This is a genomic window from Paenibacillus sp. UASWS1643, from assembly GCF_008693195.1.
Lineage (GTDB): Bacteria > Bacillota > Bacilli > Paenibacillales > Paenibacillaceae > Paenibacillus > Paenibacillus amylolyticus_B.
The window spans coordinates 1282518-1302382 of record NZ_VXKZ01000115.1 but is presented as its reverse complement, the minus strand read 5'-3'; the positions used below and the strand labels follow the sequence as shown (position 1 = coordinate 1302382).

Here is a 19865-nt window from a genome sequence, read left to right as displayed (position 1 = left end):
GAGTCATGGAGTGGTATGAAATATGTAAAGTGAAAAACGCCGACAGGATTGTCAGCGTTATTTACTGCGCAGATGCCGGGCACTGACTCGAAGCTTTGGTTTCAGGAAGAATACGACTCTTTAGCCGAGAAGCCGGACAGCTACCTTCTTCGTCGCGTTTGGTTTCCCAATTAATAGGATTGGTCATATCCGGGATGCGTTGCTCCAAAATGGCCTGATATTGACGTGCTTTCTCTTCCAAATGAGCAACACGGCTCTTGGCTTCTTCAAGCTGAATCAGCGCTGATTCCTTGTACTCCATCATAAGTGCGAATCGTTGTGCAACGGTTGAATCTCCTTCAAGACAGAGATCGACGTACGTTTTAATGTTTTCAATCGGTAAGCCTGTCTGTTTAAGGCATTTGACGCCGTGCAGCCAGTTGATGGATTCTTCATCAAACACCCGAATGTTATTTTTATTGCGTTGAATGCTCGGAATCAAGCCCTTATCCGTGTAAAAGCGTACCGCGTGCTCTGTGAGTCCCGTAAGCTGTGCAGCATCCTGAACCGTATACATAATATGTAATCCTCCTTGTGAAAAAATATATTAGAGTGCTTGACTTCGTGTAACACGAAGGAGCTAGGGTTATTGTAACGCAAGTCGGACGGAAGTGGAATCCCGCTTAGTTGCAGGATTCCGGCATACGTAGCCGGTTGCGATTCACATTTGAACCTTAGGAGGAGTTAATATGCAAACGGTAACCTTAAATAATGGAGTGAAAATGCCGATCATCGGCTTTGGTGTCTATCAAGTTCCCGATGCGGATGAATGCGAGAATACGGTATATGAAGCATTGAAGGCCGGATACCGCCTGATTGATACCGCCGCCGGATATCTGAACGAAGAAGCGGTTGGACGTGCAATTAAACGCAGTGGCATACCGCGGGAAGAACTGTTCATCACGACCAAGCTTTGGATTCAGGATGCAGGATACGAAAGTGCCAAGCGGGCGTTTGCCAAATCGTTAAGTAAGCTGCAGCTCGATTATCTGGATATGTACCTCATTCACATGCCGTTTGGTGATTACTACGGCGCATGGCGTGCGATGGAAAAACTATACCGTGAGGGCAAGATCAGGGCTATCGGTGTCAGTAACTTCCTACCTGACCGCCTGATGGACCTCATCGTCCACAACGAAGTTGTGCCTGTCATCAATCAGATCGAAACTCATCCGTTTCAACAGCAGGTCGACAGCGCTGTTTTCATGAAAGAACAGGGGATACAGCACCAGTCATGGTCCCCGTTCGCCGAAGGTCGCAACAATTTGTTCAGCAACGAAGTCCTGGTTTCCATTGCTGAGAAACATAACAAATCCGTCGCCCAGGTTGTACTGCGCTGGCTGGTGCAGCGGGATGTTGTTGTTATTCCAAAATCAGTACGCAAAGAGCGGCTTATCGAGAACTTCGATATTTTCGACTTTGTACTAAGCCAGGAAGAGATTGCAACCATTTCCACGCTGGACACCAAGGAAAGTCTATTCATGAAGATTGACGACCCTGAAGTTGCCAAGATGCTAGGTAATATGAAAGTGGATTTGTAAAAACAGAAATGAATGACTAGGTTTACGAAGCGTATCAGTATCACAGCCATGTTAGTAATCATAGCAACACAAATCAAAACGCCGACAATCATGTCGGCGTTTTTTAATCATCCAGTATTTTGTTAGGCCGCAGATGTCTTATCTGACTTATGCAGAAGCTGAGAGCGACGACCGAGCAGATAACCTGTCAGTGAAGCAAGCATCTGTTGAAATACCATGCCAAGCACGACCGGGACAGCAACAGGTGGCGGAAAATAAGAAACAGCCAATACTGCACCTGCGCTGATATTACGCATGCCTCCATTGAACACCAGAGCGACCTGATCGGCCTCGTTCCAGCCCAGCAATCGGGCGATGAAGTAACTTAGCGCATAACCGAATGATGCCAGGAAAATAATGATGACCGCAAGACCAGCCAACTTCCAGTTGAAATCAGCCAAGTAGGGCGCAACGACAGATCCGTTAATCGCGACGACTGATGCCATGAACAATTTGGACAACGGATTCAACCTTGGTCCCCAGACCGGGACAATGGCGCCTTTGGTCCACTCATTCAGCAGCATACCGAGCAGGGACGGCACCACAATCATCCAGAACAGACTGCTCATCATGGCTGCCATGTCCAGTGTAACACTGGTGCCGATTAACAGGGATAACACCCCGGGCACTACGAAAGGAGCAAGCATGGTATCAATCAGGATGATGGAAAGTGTAAGTGCGATATTGCCCCGATAGATGCTGACCCAGATGAAGCTGCTTATTCCTGTCGGAATCACGGCTGCCAGAACAAGTCCGGTTATGGTGTACGCATCTGTAGGGAAAACCAGATGACCCATACCAAGAGCAATTAGAGGCATCGCCAAATGCAAAATAAACAGACATACAAACAAGGGAAACGGCTTTTTCAGCACGTTCACAAAATCCCGTATCCCAAGACTGATACTTCCAGCGAACGTCATGAACGCAAAAAGCCAAGGGGATAAAAAGGTATAAGAAGAAAGAAAACTCCCGCATAACACGCCAATAATAATACTGATTGGGGTAATCAGTGGCATGATGCGGTTCAAGCGTTGGTTCAAGGCTTGAAGCATAATCATGACATCCCTTTACCGTGTGATTTTACTATTATACATGTTAATAACGTTGGCTGCAGACCCATTTGCAATGCAGCAGTCTGAACAGGTATCATAGACTTGGAACAAGGATTCCGATTAGGAGAAGGGGAGATGATCATGTTTATAAGAAAAAGAAAGCACACATTAATGATGACAGGCCTTATTGCATCAAGTATTCTTTTGATTTCGGCCTGTTCTGTCGTGGAACAAGCTAATCAAAGTTTAAATTATGTGAGTGGGGCTACTGATTATATAGAACAGGTATCAAACGCTGGGGCTGATCTGCAAGAGCTCGCATCGGGTGCGGTGAATAATCCGGAGATTACAACGCAGATTCAGGAGAAAATCGATCTGATCCAAGCAGAAGCAAGCGAATTTTCTCAGTTGACTGCTCCTGCAATAGGAGAGAGCATTCATGAGAATCTGGTCAGCTATAATACTCAATTAACAGAAGTCGTGGACAATTTCGAGAATACAATTGCAGAGCAAGGTTTTACGGCAGAAAATTGGGAGAAGACAGGCATTCCTGAACTGATCACCAACATCAATAATTTGAAAGATCCGCTTAGCGGACTTCAGGGTGAATAAGTTGAATTGATCTTAGCACCTTAGACAATCAGTTTGTAATCGAATACTTGAGAAGGGCGAGATATCGGAATGATTGAATTACCGTTATGCTCGCTTTTTTATTTTCCGAAAACGGATGCATATTTAATATCACAGGAGCTAGACTATATCATGTAAATAGGAGATGTATATGACATTTATCTCATATTTATGTGAAGATGATCTATGGTTTGACAAGGTTGGGACAGAGGCGTATGATAAGTATACAAGTTAATAAAGTATAGTTACTTACTATAAGTTTAGAACTGCACCTAAATATATTTTGCCAAAGGAGAACGGAGTCATGACGGAGCACAATGGAAAAGTAATCATTATTACAGGTGGAGCAAGTGGTATTGGTAAAGAGACAGCACTTCAACTTTCGGATCAAGGTGCGACTATTGTGGTCGCTGACTATAATGAAGACGGAGCGAAGAAGCTTGCGGCAGAGATTGAAGCAGCAGGCGGAACAGCGGGCGCGTACAAAGTGGATGTATCCAAAGGGGACGAGGTCAAAGCCCTGATCGACTGGACCGTAGAGCAATATGGTACGTTAAGCGGTATTTTCAATAACGCAGGCATTGGGCTTGTGAAGCCATTTCTGGAGATGGACCCGGAATCCTATCACAGAGTCATTGATGTAGATCAGCACAGTGTATACTACGGTATGTACTATGGCGCGAAAAAAATGGTTGAATTAAATGTACAAGGTACTATTGTAAATACAGCTTCGATCTATGGAAGTGTTGCTGCAGTAGGCAGCTTCAACTACAACGCAGCCAAGGCTGCTGTTGTTATGATGTCCAAATCCGGTGCATTGGAACTTGCTGAGCATGGAATTCGTGTAGTTGGTGTAGCACCTGGCTTTATCGAAACACCGATTCTGGGTGATGACCAAGCCATGAAGGATGCGCTTGCTACTCAACATATGCGTGGAGAGCTTATTCAACCGGAGAAAGTAGCCAGTGTGGTTACATTCCTGTTCAGTGATGCAGCAAGCGCAATGAACGGTACAACCGTAGCCGTAGATGATGGATTCCTCAGCTTCAAAACCAAATAAGTACCCTTTTATAATCAAGGCAACTCATCTCAAAAAACAGAAAAAAACGGTGCAGAACGATTTATTCGTTTTGCACCGTTTTTGTATTTTCATTATAAAGTAATCGTAGCATGTGAGATGGAAATAAGTTTGTCGAATCATCCCGAAATTTCAGAGATCGTGATACAATTAACAAGACTATAGCTATTTATCATTTTGTGGTGTCATATACAATTCGAACTCCGAGAGAGCCATAACTCTCTTCTTTGTAATGACATTGAGAACAGGTTTTGGTCGAACATAACGCATCGTTATGAACTTGTAATTTTTCGTTGCACTGTGGACATTTATTTTCAAAAAGAGTCTTCAACACGTTAAACATGCTTAATCACTCATTTCGGATTAATTTACTTGGTTTTAATTATAACCGATAATATTCGCTGTGTATAGCACTTTTAAGTGATATCGAAATGAGATTTATATTGCACGAAAGGAAGCGCATAACCGATGGATCTTCTGCTTTTTGTCATCATGTTTATACTGGGTCTGGTCGGTTCATTCTTCTCCGGTTTGTTGGGTATTGGTGGGGCCATTATCAATTATCCGCTGCTGTTATATGTTCCATCCTGGGTGGGACTGGAGCCATTCTCAGCACATCAGGTATCTTCGATCAGTATGTTTCAAGTGTTTTTCGCTTCACTTGCCGGTGTGGTTGCATTCCGCAGAAAATTAAAGACGGGTAGAAGTGGTGGGGCGATCGTTCACCGCGGTTTGGTGCTGTACATGGGCTCCAGCATTCTTGCTGGCAGTCTGATTGGCGGGTTCATCTCCGGTCATCTGGACGGAAGGGTTATTAATCTGATCTATGGCATCCTGGCAATTCTGGCAATTGTGCTTATGCTGATTCCCGGAAAAGGAAAGCTTGATACCTCAGCACCACTGGTGTTTAATCGATGGATTGCAGCAGGCACAGCTTTTGCAGTAGGCATTGTATCAGGAATTGTTGGTGCGGGTGGTGCCTTTATCCTTATTCCCATCATGCTGACGATTCTCAACATCCCCGTACGAACGACGATTGCTTCTTCACTGGCGATTGTATTTATCTCCGCTATTGGCGGCGTTATAGGGAAAATTACGGGTGGAGACATTCCGATGGAACCCATCATCTATACGGTGATCGGCAGTTTGCTCGGGGCATCCCTTGGTTCACGGGTTAGTTCGATGATCAATGTGAGGGTACTTCGATATGCATTAATCGTACTTATCGCCATCACAGCGGTCAAAGTCTGGTCATCCATTCTGTAAAATCACATATATGGGAATGAACAATGACGATTTCGTAACCAAACGGTTGGATCGCCGTATAAAGGTTATGAACATGAGCTGAAGCGTTGGATACACGATCAAATGAGTTCAGTTTTCGTCCATGGAGCACCTCATCTCATTTTCATGGATACATGTTTAACATTAATAGAATTTGAGGTATCCACCCTATGAATAACGTACTTACAGAACAGGCTGATGCAGGATATCGGCTAGCTGAGCAGAAAGCATCTCAGTATTTTACTTCTCTTCATAAGCAGCTTATGGATAATACGTATACGACAGCACTTACCCAAGATATTCATGTATGGCAAAAAAAACATATTCATCGTTTTGCATGGCTTTCTCTTTTATCACCTAGCAAAAGAAAACCGGATCCCCGGGATGTTCATAGATATATCCATTGGCTGAATGCTACAGGAAAACTGGATGATTACCTGGATCGGAGTATCTCCTATATTTATATGCGGGATTTGGGGCAAGCCCTTGATTCTCCGGATACGCAGGCCCGAATTCAGCACATTGTCCAGAATACCAAAAAATACTTTATGGGCTCTGCCACTGGGCGCAAGGGACAGCCCGATTATATCAGTCTGACTGCGTTGTACCGGTGGGGACAGAAGGAGCACATTGAAGCAGCTGTCATCTGGGTGATGAACAAATTAAAGAATGTAGCATTCAACATCCCGAAGGAGCTGGATGCAGAGCAGGCGCAGCGGAAGCTCATCAAGATCATTCTCGGCGTGGTCCTTCATGTGGACGATGAGATGAATGAGCAGACGCCACCTGAAGAACGTGCCCGGAGATTTGATGCGGCGATTCGACTTGGTTATTCGTACGGTTTGACGTATCCATTTGTGGATGATCTGCTGGATTCTCAAGCATTGACTGTTCAGGAAAAAGAACAATATTCCCTGATGATACGCGATGCACTTCTTACCGGGGTCGTCCCTGATCTGGGGGATTGGAAAGGCAGCAACCTTGAAGTAATTGAATATGTACATTCCGAGCTTCGGGAAGCATTTGAGTACATCAAGAACTACCAGCATCCAGAGAAACAGCGCACGTTTTTAGAGCAATCCTATGTGTTCTTTCAGTCCCAGGAGATCGATCGCAACAAGAAATTAGCCAATGCGAATTATACCAATGAAGAATTGTACATTCCGATTATTATCAAATCTTCTTCTTCCCGATTAATTGTCCGGTCTGTTCTCAGTGCACCAGTGGATGAAGGATTTGATCTGCGGACGTTCTATTACGGGATATATAATCAGTTGGCCGATGATTTTGCCGATATGTTTGACGATATGGAAAAAGGGGCAGTAACTCCGTATACGTACTATTTGAAGTATCGAGATTTGCGTCCTGACTTGATTAATCCATATGAATTGTATTGGGCAGTCATCTCTCATTTAATCCATGATGTATATAACTCGGATGCCAAGACCCGCGAGGTCATACTGGATCGTGCCATTAACGGTCTGAAGCGTTGTAAAGAACGGTTGGGGCAGCAGAAATATGATGAAGTGATGACGATCTTTGCCTCTGGGCAGCCTGAATTCAATCAACTGGTTCAACAGATGGTGCGAAAAGCAGATGACGTTGATTTCCTTGATAAATTGTTACGGGATCAGGTCGTGCTTCAATTGAAAAATGACAAGCAGGAGAAAGAGGAGTTCAAACAAACCATTCGAACGGTTCGCGAACAGATTAATGTGGAGTTGCAGATTGCCAAGCCCGGTGGCCTTCATGAGATGAAAGAAACACTGATCGATGCAGCTAACTACAGCTTGCAGGGAGACGGAAAAAGGCTACGTCCGATATTAACTTGGGTTATGGGCGTGCGCGAGTATGGTCTACCTGAGTCATCCATCGTTCCGCTGCTAAGATCATTGGAGTACATGCATACCGCTTCCCTGATCTTTGATGATCTGCCTACGCAGGATAATGCTTCGACAAGACGTGGACGATCCACGCTGCACCAGGTACACAATAGCGCCACAGCAGAGCTTACGGGTCTGTTTCTCATTCAGAAGGCGATTGGAGAGCAATCCTCATTGAATCGCTTTGATGCGGCAACCGTGCTCACGCTCATTCAGTATTCGGCTGAAAAAGCAGAGGATATGTGTATGGGGCAGGCCATGGATCTGAACTCCAAAGGTAAGGCACTGACGCTTGAGCAGTTGAACATGATCTGTTTTTACAAAACAGGCATTGCCTTCGAAGCTGCTCTGGTCATGCCAGCGATACTTGCCCAAGTGAAGGAACCGGAGATGGCTACGCTGAAAAAGTTCGCTTATCATGCGGGGATCGCCTTCCAGATCAAGGACGACTTGCTGGATTTCGAGGGAAATCACCTCATTCTTGGGAAACCTTCAGGTCAGGATGAGCGGAACAACAATTCAACCTTTGTGTCCATTCTTGGTGATGAAGGCGCGAAAAAAGAGATGTGGGAGCATTATTGTCTTGCTACTGATGCATTGAACGAGATGCCGAAACCTATTCCCTTCTTGAGACATTTATTGGATTATCTTGTTGGTCGCGAGCGCTAACCTTTTTATTTACGATTCCGTGTTGCGTATGACTTATTATGATATATAATGACAAAGGTCGGGATTCCATATGAATGGATTCCGGGCCTTGTTTGGTTTGAAAGACACAGATCTCTTAAAAAGATTTGTTTCAACGGCTGAAATTCTGGGTATTAAGCAGGTACTGTTGTTTTAAATCTGACTAATTTTTGTAGAACATCTTATATCAGTAAAAACTTTAGATTTCGACAATCTTTATATGGAGTCTATATGCCAAAAGGAGAGCTTACAATGCAGGTTCAAAAGGTCGATCATCATGAATTGTTCGAGCAGATCTATAACCAAGCACCTATTGGAATTGCACTCGTTGCTCCAACAGGACAATGGATGAAAGTGAACCCTGCTTTTTGCTGCATGCTAGGTTATACAAGTGATGAATTAATGGATCTCACGTACCAGGATATTACACATCCGGATGATTCACCGCAAGATATGATCTGTAGTTACGAGCTATTTGAAGGTAAAATAAAAGAAAATCAATACGAAAAACGTTACATCAATAAAAATGGTGACATCTTATGGACGTCATTGCATGTTTCATTAGTTCGTAGCGAAATTACGGATGAACCTATTTACTTTATTTGCCACATTGTTGATATTACAGACCGCAAAATGTCTGAACAAAAGCTTCTGCATACTGAAGAGATGTTCAAACTTATTACGGATCATGCTCAGGAGATCATCTATATTGCCGATCAGGAGGGTGTTTGTCGATTCTGCTCACCCTCAGTTCAAGGTTTACTGGGTTATTCGCCAGAAGAAGTAATTGGTCAAAATAATGATGCATATTTTCACCCACAAGATCTGGAACGGATTTCACAGATGGACTTGACCAAAGGTAATCTGTTGAATACTAGGGTCCGTCATAAAGATGGGCATTATCTGTGGTTTGAAACCACTTACAAGGTCTTTGGTGATGCTGAGCATGGACAGCAGATTCTTTCAATTGGACGAGATGTATCAGAGCGAAAAAAACAAAAGGATATCAGTGCTGAGGCTGAACGTATTGCCTTAATTGGTAGTTGGGAATGGGATATGGTCAAAGACCACATTACATTATCAGATCAGATCTTTGAGATTTTTGAACTTGAACGCACCTGCAAACCATATCGTATAAGTGATGTTTTTGATGTTATGGACGCCGAAGATATAGCCTCTTTACAAAAACATATTACAGGGGTAAAACAGGGTGAACCGCTTGATTTTGAATACAAACACATCGGCTCTGATGGAAATGAGAAGTATCTTCACCTGCGTGGATTGATTACGCTTGATGAGCATCGTCAGCCAGTCCAGTTAAACGGAACACTACAGGATATCACTGAACGCAAACGCATCGAATTTAAATTGCAAGAATCTGTGGAGCGATACACTTCGCTTAAGAAATACAATCATGACGCCATTATCTCGTTTAACATGGATGGTAATATTATGAATGCAAATCCAGTAGCGGTGAAAATGACGGGTTGTCCCGTGGCTGAAATGATTGGTACAAGCATATGCAGATTTATCGGAGCCAGTAATCTGTGGCTGATTCTGGGCAGTGATTATGAGATGGCTGAAAAGGAGATCAACGCTGTTCGGCACACGGATGGATCTGAGACAGAAGTCTTGGCTACGCTTGCTCCAATTATTATTAATAAATCCAATGTCGGGTTTTACCTGATTGCGAAGGATATTACGGAGCAGAAAAAACTGCTGGTAGCCAAAGAGACAGCGGAGAGAATGAATAAGGCCAAAAGTGAATTCTTGGCGATGATGAGTCATGAAATCCGCACACCTATGAACGGTGTAATTGGGATGACGGATTTGCTTCTGGATACTCCTGGACTTAGCGGCGAACAAAAGGAATATATTGAAATCATCCAGAAGAGTGGAGATTCCTTGCTGGCCATCATTAATGATATTCTTGATTTTTCCAAAATCGAGTCAGGCAAAACCGATCTGGTGGAGGATCCTTTTGATCTCGTAGAAATCGTAACCGAGACGGTGCAAATCGTAAAACCACTGGCTCGTGAAAAAAAGCTGGATGTTCGTATGTGCGTAGAAGATGCTATTCCAACTCCGGTGTATGGTGATGCTTATCGTCTCAAACAGGTACTTATCAATATCATCGGCAACGCCGTCAAATTCACTTCAGAAGGCGGCGTAGAAGTTAAAGTGGGAGTTAAGCAGCAGTGCGGCAATAACGTACAGCTTTATTTTCAGGTAAAGGATTCGGGCATTGGGATTCCGGTTGAGAGGAAACAACAATTATTTGAACCTTTCTACCAACTGGAGAATTTTATGACCCGCAAACCTCAAGGTACTGGTCTTGGCCTTGCCATTAGTAAGAAACTGGTAGAGCTTATGCAGGGCGAGATCTGGATCGAGGAATCGGATGAACCGGGTACAATATTTATATTCACCGCCCAATTTAAATTAAATAACGGTGAAGAGAACAGCAGGTTGGATCAACAGCAGAAGAAGAGCAGAACATCAGCCTTGCGGATTTTAATTGCAGAAGACAATGAGGTGAATCAGCTCGTCCTTAGCAGAATCGTTGAGAAAAAAGGGCACTTCGTGGATCATGTGGCGGACGGTGTTGAGGCAGTCGAGGCGGTCAAACACAATTCATATGATATCGTCTTTATGGATGTGCATATGCCAAGGCTTAATGGATTCGAAGCCACAAAAGCGATTAAAAATTCTTTGCACCCCGAGAGTTGTCCATACATTATTGCGGTAACTGCAAATGCGGTAAGAGGAGACATGGAAAACTGCTTGAAGGCCGGCATGGATGCGTATATCAGCAAACCGATCAAAATCGAGTCCATTATGCAAGCGCTGGAGACCTATTATATCAAAAATAATCTCTGAGTGTCCTAAAAATGGATTCATGAGAAAAAAGCTGCTAGCCTATCGTAAATAGGCTAGCAGCTTTTTTTTGGCACAAATCTCTAAGGATTTTTGATCCACAATTTGGAAATGTCCAGATAACCGAATTCTGCTATCTGCATGCCGAAGATGCTCTGATCCAGTTCAGCCTGCTTGTTCATGTGACAGCCATGTAAGATCCAGCAGTGATCACGTAGCAAGGCTTCAGCTTCATCCAGGAGCGCAGTTCGGTCTTCCCGATGGAGCTTTGCGAAATGATCCAGTTTGTCATCCAGTAGAGACTGGAATGCAGGAGACATACACATATGAAAATGGTTGGACAGGTTTTTGAAAAAATGAATCATGCCGTACTGCCAATCTTCCTCCAGTATCTCTTCAGCGAGGATCAATTGCGCGTTCGTGGTCTCCTCTGAGTTGAAGTAATCCACAACGGCTTGCATGCTGATGTTCAGACCGATGGACTCTGCACGACGTTGGAACCACTCCGCAACGTCGGCATCCTTATTATGCTTATACGATAATGTTACCGTCTCACCCTGGTACCCACAGTTATGCAGTAATTCACGAGCATGTTCAAGAGAAGCAATGGTCCAGTCTTGGGCTGCACTTTTCCAGGGAAGGAAGCTGCTGGCCGGTGTGATCCGATTCCCGCCGAGATCTCGGACAAGCGCGACCGAATCATAGACGATACGCAGGGCTTGTCGAAATCGGGGATGATGATGGATGCCTTCCTTGTGAAAATTGAACAGCATATACTGACAACCCAGCGCCGGATAATTGATGCTGTTCGTCTGATCACAGCCTGTTGCGAGACTCAATCGATCTGTACCCGGTAGCTCATAATAGCGATCATTCGGACTCAGGTCAGGCACAAACCAGAAATGGACTTGATCCAGATGTGGCCGGATGCCGTAGTACGCATCAAAAGCGGTAAGCTCCAGCACATCTTCATTCAGCTCAGAGATCTGAAAAGGACCGGTACCTATCAATGTATTGGCTACATTGTAATCGTAGGGCAGGATTGTCATCCGAATACAACTGAACAGATGCAGGAAGAACCTATTAGGACGATGTAGAACAAACTTGATGCAGTAATCACCAGCTACTTCCGCACGTTCAATATCCCGATATAACCAGATGGAGGGACTATTCACATCAATTAATCGTTGCAACGTCGCTTGGACATCCCGGGATGTCATGATACGTCCGTTGTGGAAACGTACACCTTTTCGGAGATAAAAGGTCCATAAGCGATGGTCTTCGCTGCATTCCCACATGTGAGCCAGTGCTGGCAGGAATGATTCTGTCTTGGCATCATAGGTAATTAACGTATTACAGACCTGGCTTAATAGGTAGGTTTCAAATGCAGTATAAACAAAGGCTGGGTCCAAATCACCTAACTGGCGTGACCTCATGATGCGCAGGATATCCTGACCAGAGGCAGTTTCATCATGACTGTGAAACCCCATCTGTTGATGGAGGGAGAGCATGAGCTGTTCTCGCAGTGAATCATCCATCTGAATGGTTCCGATGAGTTCAATGGCATCCTTCATTTTGCCCTTAGCCAGAAGTTCGGTAAAACTCACTTCCAGCGCTTCATTCATGCTTCGCAGCATCGTTAACTCCGAATGATGTCCACGACCACGCCCGGGTTGCCAATGGATAAAGCCTTGTTCCTCCAATTTTCTGAGAATGAATTTCACATTACGAGGGGTGCAGCACAAGGCAGCGGACAGGCTATCAATCGTTACCGCTACAGGTTCATGAAGTTTGAATGAAAGTTGTTCGGCCCCAGCAAGCCTTATAAAGTGTGTATGCAGGGTATCCATGTTCATGACTCCTCTATTAAAGGTGAAAAGTGTGATCATATGTTTACACTTTTACTTCCCCCTTTTATCCTTACAATTATACATTAGTAGAAGTTGTTCAAAAAGTCCGCTTTTGATTACGAAAGATGCCTAAAGGCATCATCAGCATCGAATATGGAATACAGCCGAAATGTCCGTTGCTCACGTAGCTTTCCCTACGCTCCGCTACTCCATTTCTAGCTTTATCCCATCTTCTCGGTACTGAAAACCGAACTTTTTGAACACGAATTAGTAGAAGTTGTTCAAAAAGTCCGCTTTTGAATCACTTAGAAAGAATAGGAGAAGTTCGCATGAAGCAATATTTAAGGCAAATTCACCCCTTGGCATGGACGATCATTGTCGGAACCATGTTTGGACGTCTTGTGACGTCAATGAGTATCCCGTTTCTATCCATCTATCTGACACGTGTACTAGAGGCTACTCCGACCCAGACCGGTATTACTGTGGCCGTTAGCTCGTTGGCAGGTGTAATGGTCAGCTTTTATGGAGGTTATATTTCGGACCGGATCGGGCGCAAAATCGTGATGTTAATCTCGGTATTTAGCTGGGCAGGTGTGTTTTTTATCTTTTCAGCAGCAGAGCATCTGTGGGTGTTCTTTGTTGCCAATACGTTAAACGGATTATGCCGCGCAGTATTTGAGCCTACCTCCAGAGCGCTGTTATCGGATATTACTTCTCCGGAGAACAAATTGCTGGTGTTTAACCTCAGATATGCTGCAATTAATCTCGGTGTGGTCTTTGGGCCAATTATCGGATTTCAGCTGGGATCATCTGAATCGACGTTTCCGTTTGTGATTTCCGGCTTGGTATACATAGCCTATGGACTTGTATTATTTCTGCAATTCAAGCTACAGCATGCCAATCTGCCAGAGCGTCATCAGGCAACTGCACCACGTTTGCGTGAAGCACTTATGACCACCGGTCGCGACCGGGTATTTCTGCCGGTATTAATCGGCACCACATTTTGTGTGCTGGGTTACGGACACTTCAGTTCTACGTTGGCACAGTACTTGGCAAGGAGTCCGATCTTTGAGAATGGAAGTCAGATGTTCTCGTACATGCTTTCCCTGAATGCCGTGACGGTACTGATTATTCAGTATCCTCTTGTGCGAACCTTCCGAAACTTTCCACCGCTTGTCCCTCTGATTGTGGGTAACCTGCTGGTGGCAACCAGTCTGATGATGGTTGGAATCGCTGAAGGTGTACTCATGATGATGATGAGTGTCATACTATTTACCATTGGGGAAGTATTGTTGTTCACGATGATGGATATGCTCATCGACCGGATTGCGAAGCCGGAATGGAAAGGGACGTATTTCGGTACCATCGGATTCAATAATATCGGTAGTGTCATTGCTCCTGTCATGGGAGGGGTGTTGTTAAGTCAATTTGGAGCGGAGAATGGGCTCGCTGTCTTTCTACCGATTGCGCTGACGACTGCTCTGGGAGTACCTTTTCTTCTGATCGCACATAGACGTCTTGTTGTTAGAGAGAAGCAAACAGAGCCTACATCATTAAGTATGTAGCGAGAATTAAAAAGATTAATGCCATGAATTAAATAACAATTCAGTTAAAATTATCTTGACGGATGTTAGTCCAGCGAATACAATAAACAACAAATATGTGAAACGGGTGGGATGATGATTATGTTTATGCCTATACAGATTTCGAATCGATAACTGAATACGCATGAGCATAGTGACATTAATCCAATTTTTTTGCAATGATCGCGTTGGGACAGTCATGTTTGTGCACCTCTGTCGTGGACGCTCATCATTATTGCGATGCAGAGGAGATAAGGGAAATGCTTTGCATTTCATTCGATCTCTTTTGGCTACAAGCTGTAGATGAACATTAGTTCATCTATGGCTTTTTTGCATGCATTCCACCTAATTTGTTCACATGGAAAGGAGCGTTTGGAGCGTTATTTTATAAAAAAACAAACTTGTTAAAAAGGAGAGTGTACAATGGTCAACTTACGTTCTACATATCAATTATGGGCGGGAAATCCCGATTTTAATGTCATTATGTATGACTCATCCTAGTGATCGTAAATTTGCTGTCGTTAAGATTATCAACAAATATGAACAGGAAAGAACAATTAAATAAACTGATAAAGAGGTGGGACCTGTGCCCAAAACAGAGAAACGCTCCATGTCATGGCTGCTGCGTTATCTGAAACCCGTTAAAGGACGGCTGGCCTTACTTTTAATCATGTTGCTCACATCAACGGGGCTTCAGCTTTTGAATCCACAGATCATTAAACGATTTATTGATACAGCAGCAAGTGGGGGAGTCCTCACCAATCTTGTTCAGCTTGCAGGAATATTTCTGGTTGTAGCCGTGTTTAATCAACTCATTACGGTAGCGGTCAGTTATTTGGGGAACGACGTGGCCTGGCGGGCCACGAATCAACTGCGCGGAGATCTGCTGAAGCACTGCCTGCGTCTTGATATGCGTTTTCATAATGTGAAAACACCTGGAGAGATGATTGAACGTGTGGATGGTGACGTAACGAGCATCTCCAATTTTTTCGCGATGTTCATTGTGCAAGTGATCGGGAGTTTTGTGCTGCTGGCCGGAATTCTCGGATTCATGTTCAGTGTCAATGTGCCCATTGCTTTGGTGATGACCGTGTTCACATTATTATCGATCCTGTTCATGGTCTTCATCCGAAATCTGGGCGTGGACTCTTCCAAAAATGAACGGGCGGCAAGTGCCTCTCTGTTCGGATTAATTGAAGAGCGCATTGCCGGGATTGAAGATGTGCAAGCAAATGGTCATGTGCCCTATGTGATGAACCGTTTTTACCGCACGATGCGCACGGTGTTCCGTAAGGGGAGAAAAGCCTGGCTGCTACGGGTTATTCCGTGGAATACCACAGTAGTTCTGTTCGCACTGGCGGTCACTGCGGTGCTTTTACTGGGTGTGCATTACTATATGGAAGGTCTAATTAGTATCGGAACGTTATTTCTGATCTACCAATATACGCAGATGCTGAATGATCCGATTGAGATGCTTGGAGATCAGGTGCAGGAGTTCCAAAAAGCAAAATCAGGCATGCTGCGCTCCAGAGAGCTGTTGTCCATGCAGAGTGTGATTGAAGAGGGTACAGAAGAGCAATTGCCGGAAGGACCTCTTGGTCTGGAATTCAGTCAGGTGCACTTCAGTTATAACCAGGATAAACCGGTATTGCAGGACATTACTTTTGCTATTAAACCTGGAGAACGTCTGGGAATCATCGGTCGCACAGGTAGCGGTAAATCGAGTCTTAGTCGTGTTCTTCTCCGGCTTTACAATCTGGATCGGGGCACGATCCGTGTAGGTGGAACGGATATCACAAAGCTTTCTTTACAAGCGCTCTATCGCCGCGTTGGCATGGTGACACAGGATGTGCAATTGTTTGATGGCACGCTGCGTGACAATTTGACCCTGTTCAATGGGGATGTATCCGATCAGATGATCAATGAGACGACGGATCGCCTTGGACTTAGCCAATGGATTAATTCACGACCAGAAGGACTCGATACGTATCTGGCAGCAGGTGGAGCTTCATTGTCGGCAGGGGAAGCACAGTTATTTGCCTTAACCCGCGTATTCCTGACCGAACCGAGTCTGGTTATTCTGGATGAGCCTTCGTCACGTCTGGATGCTGCGACCGAAGGTATGCTTCAATCTGCGATTGACCAGTTAATGAAACAATCCACAGGAGTCATTATTGCTCACCGACTAGCTACGCTGGAGAAAGTGGACCGGATTATGGTGCTAGGTGATGGGAAGGTACTGGAGTTTGGAGCGAGAGAAGAACTTGCCAGTAACCCGGCATCTCACTATGCCAGACTGCTCATTACAGGCCGAGAGGAGGAATTGGCATGACTGTAGCAGGATTTATAGGCCGTTTGTTTCGATTCAGGCTTTTGTTATTTGTAATCAACGGATTGTTATGGTGTATATTTCACTCCTTGCCGCTAGCCATTGGTATTGGAATGCAATGGTTTTTTGATCGCACAACAGTGGGGTCAAATGACTACATGTGGCTTGCTGTGCCGCTTATCTTTATTGCTTTGGTCCGAATGGCACGGGTGGGCACATTTTTTGTAGCCTTCTATGCATGGGTTACGTATCTGTATCATGTTCAGGCGATTTTGCGAACCAACATGCTCGCAGCGATCATGCGCTGGCCTGGGCGTAATCTTCCGGCTTCACCAGGGGAGGCGATGAGTCGCTTTCGGGATGATGTCGATGAAGTCGTCGAGTATGTAGAATCATGGGTGGACTTCTGGGGACGACTTGTATTTGCTGTTGTGTCCATCGTCATTATGGCGAACATTAATTGGCAGATCACATTGGTTGCCGTGCTGCCATTGGTGGTCGTGACCTTACTTAATAACCTGTCCGGAAATCGGGCCCGGAAGTATGCACAGGTTAATCGTGAAGCGACTGGGCGAATTACCAGTTTTATTGCGGAAACATTTGGAGCAGTGCAAGCCCTGAAACTGGGTCAGGCCGAAGAGAATGTCTCTTCACGTTTTAACCAGTTGAATGAGGATCGTCGTCAGGCTGCACTCCGGGATAATCTGTTTAAGCAGTGGATGAGATCAATGAATCAGCATGTGTTAAGTATTTGTACTGGACTGATTCTACTGATGTGTGCAGCCGAGATGAAAGCAGGGAATTTTACCGTAGGTGATTTTGCCTTATTCACCAGTTATCTGGCCAATATCGGATTTAGCATTTCACTGTTTGGTTATATGGTGTTTCAGCACAAAAGGCTCAAGGTATCCTATGATCGTATGCGTAAGCTATTCCGTCCAGGGGAAGAAGATCAGATCATGGATTCGAGGGAAATCTATCTGTATGAAGATCCGCCGGAGCTTGTAAGTGAACAGAGGGACCCTAATGAGAAGTTGCAATCTCTTGAGGTGAATAAGCTGACTTATCAATATCCGAATTCTGCAAATGGCATAGAAGAGATCAGTTTCCGTCTGAAACGCGGACAATTTCTTGTTATTACGGGACGGATCGGGTCAGGTAAATCAACACTTGTACGCACACTTCTTGGACTGCTACCCAAGCAAAAAGGGGACATTCACTGGAATGGAGCAGCTGTTGATCCAGCAACGTTCCTGATGCCGCCTAGAGCAGCGTATACCCCGCAAGTGCCAAGACTATTTAGTGATACGTTGAAAGAAAATATCGTCCAGGGCAAACAGGGTAACACCGAGAAAGCCCTTGAAAAAGCCATTCGTCTGGCTGTGATGGAGAAGGATATCAAACATCTGGATCAGGGGCTTGAGACCCCGGTTGGTCCCAGAGGGGTGATGCTGTCAGGAGGGCAGATTCAGCGCGCGGCCACAGGACGCATGTTAATGACGGAGGCGGACCTGTTTATCTTTGATGACCTGTCCAGTGCACTGGATGTGGAGACAGAACAACAAGTATGGGAAGGGCTGTTCCAAGAGCCGGATGTCACCTGCATCGCAGTTTCTCACCGCAGGGCAGCACTTTCCAAAGCAGATCACATTATCGTGATGAAAGATGGATGCATTGAAGCCGAGGGAAGCTTGGCCGAATTGCTTGCCACCAATGAAGAGATGCAGTTACTGTGGCAAGGGGAGCAAACCCCAGCCAAAGTCGGATAGCTTTAAAAATTTAGAAAAGATAATAAGAAAGCAAAAAAGCCTTACAGACGACTCCTTGAAAGAGTACAGTCTGTAAGGCTTTTATCGTTATAACGAGTGGAAAGATGGACTATTTTTATCTCATCATTTGAGCAATCAAGGAATACGCAATGATGACCAGGAAGATAATAGTGATATGGTTAATGGAGAAGATAAACATCCGTTTGGACCATTTCTCTGTTTCTTTCTTATCAAAGGTAGCCACACTAAGAATGAGCCAAGCCAAGCTAACCAGAAATGCCACAATAGCGACAAAAGGGCTCATCGGCCAGAATAAAAAGCTGGAGATGAGTAACAGTACCAGATACACATTTGTCTGAATGTATGTCCGTCTAATACCTTTAACAACGGGTAGCATGGGAACACCAGCAGCTTTGTATTCGTCAAAACGACGAATCGCAATCCCGTAGAAGTGAGGCATTTGCCATAAGAGCATCGTAACGACCAATGCCCAGATCTCGAAATGACCCAGTTCCGGTGAAATGGCTGCCCAACCGATGAGTGGAGGCACAGCACCCGAAAGACTTCCCACTTCCGTGTTGTAGATCGTTGTACGTTTGGTCCACATCGTGTAAGGGAACACGTAAAGCAACAGACCCAAAATACCAAATACAGCAGCGGATGGGGAAGCGATGTACAACATGATGCCCCCGATGATGGTAATTGCAATACCGAGAATTAGACCCGACTTGGTATCTACGCGTCCCGTAACGGTAGGACGTTTCTTCGTACGTTCCATGATCGCATCGATATCACGATCATACAAGTTGTTAAACACCCCTGCAGCTCCAATAATGAGAGAAGACCCAATAAAGGAAAGGATGATTGGTACAATATTAGCTAAGATTGAAGCATCAAATACATATAAAGCCAAACTTAAACCCGCAAACATGGCGATCAGGTTGGACTTGATGATTCCGATTTTGATCGTATCGAAGAATACTTTCGGAATCGAGCTATACTCCAGGCTGATATTGGTCTGTGAACCATTATTCAATGTTTTCAAGAACTCACTTCCTATATCTATACTTATATATTATGTCGCTATTATACCATTCAATACACTATGTGATTTAATTAACGTTTTAGTATTTAAAATAATGTCATTTGATTGTGAACAATTTAAAAACAAGGTTGTTTTTAATTGTTAAATAATAATTTCTGTGTTACAGGAGAGAATCCAAA

Annotated in this window: 13 protein-coding genes; 9 read left to right on the top strand and 4 right to left on the bottom strand. The window is 44.5% G+C overall.

The window, feature by feature from the left end; all coding sequences use genetic code 11:
• Positions 1–61 precede the first annotated feature (61 nt).
• A complete protein-coding gene (locus FE296_RS29960) occupies positions 62–556 on the bottom strand; it encodes a MerR family transcriptional regulator (protein ID WP_124114475.1) in 495 nt (164 codons plus the stop codon).
• A 172-nt stretch (positions 557–728) separates the two neighbouring features.
• On the opposite strand from FE296_RS29960, the gene FE296_RS29955 reads away from it, so the two are divergent.
• The gene (locus FE296_RS29955) at positions 729–1580 is read left to right on the top strand and encodes an aldo/keto reductase (RefSeq protein WP_150367406.1); all 852 of its coding nucleotides are present in this window, start codon (positions 729–731) and stop codon (positions 1578–1580) included.
• A gap of 122 nt (positions 1581–1702) precedes the next feature.
• On the opposite strand, the gene FE296_RS29950 is transcribed toward FE296_RS29955, so the two are convergent.
• Positions 1703–2671 carry a bile acid:sodium symporter family protein gene (locus tag FE296_RS29950; protein ID WP_150367405.1) on the bottom strand — a complete coding sequence of 323 codons (969 nt, stop codon included), beginning with the start codon at positions 2669–2671 and terminating at the stop codon, positions 1703–1705.
• 141 nt (positions 2672–2812) lie between these two features.
• Here FE296_RS29950 and FE296_RS29945 point away from each other — a divergent pair, with 141 nt between their 5' ends.
• The 5 genes from FE296_RS29945 to FE296_RS29925 all read left to right on the top strand — a co-directional run bounded on the left by FE296_RS29945 (position 2813) and on the right by FE296_RS29925 (position 11113).
• Positions 2813–3283, top strand: a complete 471-nt coding sequence (locus tag FE296_RS29945) for a DUF6376 family protein (RefSeq protein ID WP_127545763.1) — start codon at positions 2813–2815, stop codon at positions 3281–3283.
• A gap of 322 nt (positions 3284–3605) precedes the next feature.
• Positions 3606–4361, top strand: a complete 756-nt coding sequence (locus FE296_RS29940; protein ID WP_150367404.1) for an SDR family NAD(P)-dependent oxidoreductase — start codon at positions 3606–3608, stop codon at positions 4359–4361.
• A gap of 486 nt (positions 4362–4847) precedes the next feature.
• The gene (locus tag FE296_RS29935; protein ID WP_150367403.1) at positions 4848–5645 is read left to right on the top strand and encodes a sulfite exporter TauE/SafE family protein; all 798 of its coding nucleotides are present in this window, start codon (positions 4848–4850) and stop codon (positions 5643–5645) included.
• Positions 5646–5833: 188 nt separating this feature from the next.
• Positions 5834–8215 (top strand): polyprenyl synthetase family protein, encoded by a 2382-nt coding sequence (locus FE296_RS29930; RefSeq protein WP_150367402.1) that lies wholly within the window; start codon positions 5834–5836, stop codon positions 8213–8215.
• Between the two features lie 270 nt (positions 8216–8485).
• A complete protein-coding gene (locus FE296_RS29925) occupies positions 8486–11113 on the top strand; it encodes a PAS domain S-box protein (protein ID WP_190945638.1) in 2628 nt (875 codons plus the stop codon).
• Between the two features lie 80 nt (positions 11114–11193).
• Here the strand turns inward: FE296_RS29925 and FE296_RS29920 are convergent, their stop codons facing one another.
• Entirely contained in the window at positions 11194–12960 is a 1767-nt protein-coding gene (locus tag FE296_RS29920; protein ID WP_150367400.1) for an ABC transporter substrate-binding protein, read from the bottom strand.
• A gap of 329 nt (positions 12961–13289) precedes the next feature.
• Between FE296_RS29920 and FE296_RS29915 the strand changes: the two genes are divergently transcribed.
• The 3 genes from FE296_RS29915 (at position 13290) to FE296_RS29905 (ending at position 18641) form a co-directional block, all read left to right on the top strand.
• Positions 13290–14525, top strand: a complete 1236-nt coding sequence (locus FE296_RS29915) for an MDR family MFS transporter (protein ID WP_150367399.1) — start codon at positions 13290–13292, stop codon at positions 14523–14525.
• Between the two features lie 604 nt (positions 14526–15129).
• Positions 15130–16875 carry an ABC transporter ATP-binding protein gene (locus FE296_RS29910; protein ID WP_150367398.1) on the top strand — a complete coding sequence of 582 codons (1746 nt, stop codon included), beginning with the start codon at positions 15130–15132 and terminating at the stop codon, positions 16873–16875.
• The gene (locus tag FE296_RS29905; RefSeq protein ID WP_150367397.1) at positions 16872–18641 is read left to right on the top strand and encodes an ABC transporter ATP-binding protein; all 1770 of its coding nucleotides are present in this window, start codon (positions 16872–16874) and stop codon (positions 18639–18641) included. Before FE296_RS29910 ends, FE296_RS29905 begins: the two co-directional genes overlap by 4 nt.
• A gap of 115 nt (positions 18642–18756) precedes the next feature.
• Here FE296_RS29905 and cyoE read toward each other — a convergent pair whose 3' ends face one another.
• Positions 18757–19686, bottom strand: coding sequence for a heme o synthase (gene cyoE / locus FE296_RS29900; protein WP_036608378.1), 930 nt, complete (start codon positions 19684–19686; stop codon positions 18757–18759).
• Between the last annotated feature and the right edge of the window lie 179 nt (positions 19687–19865).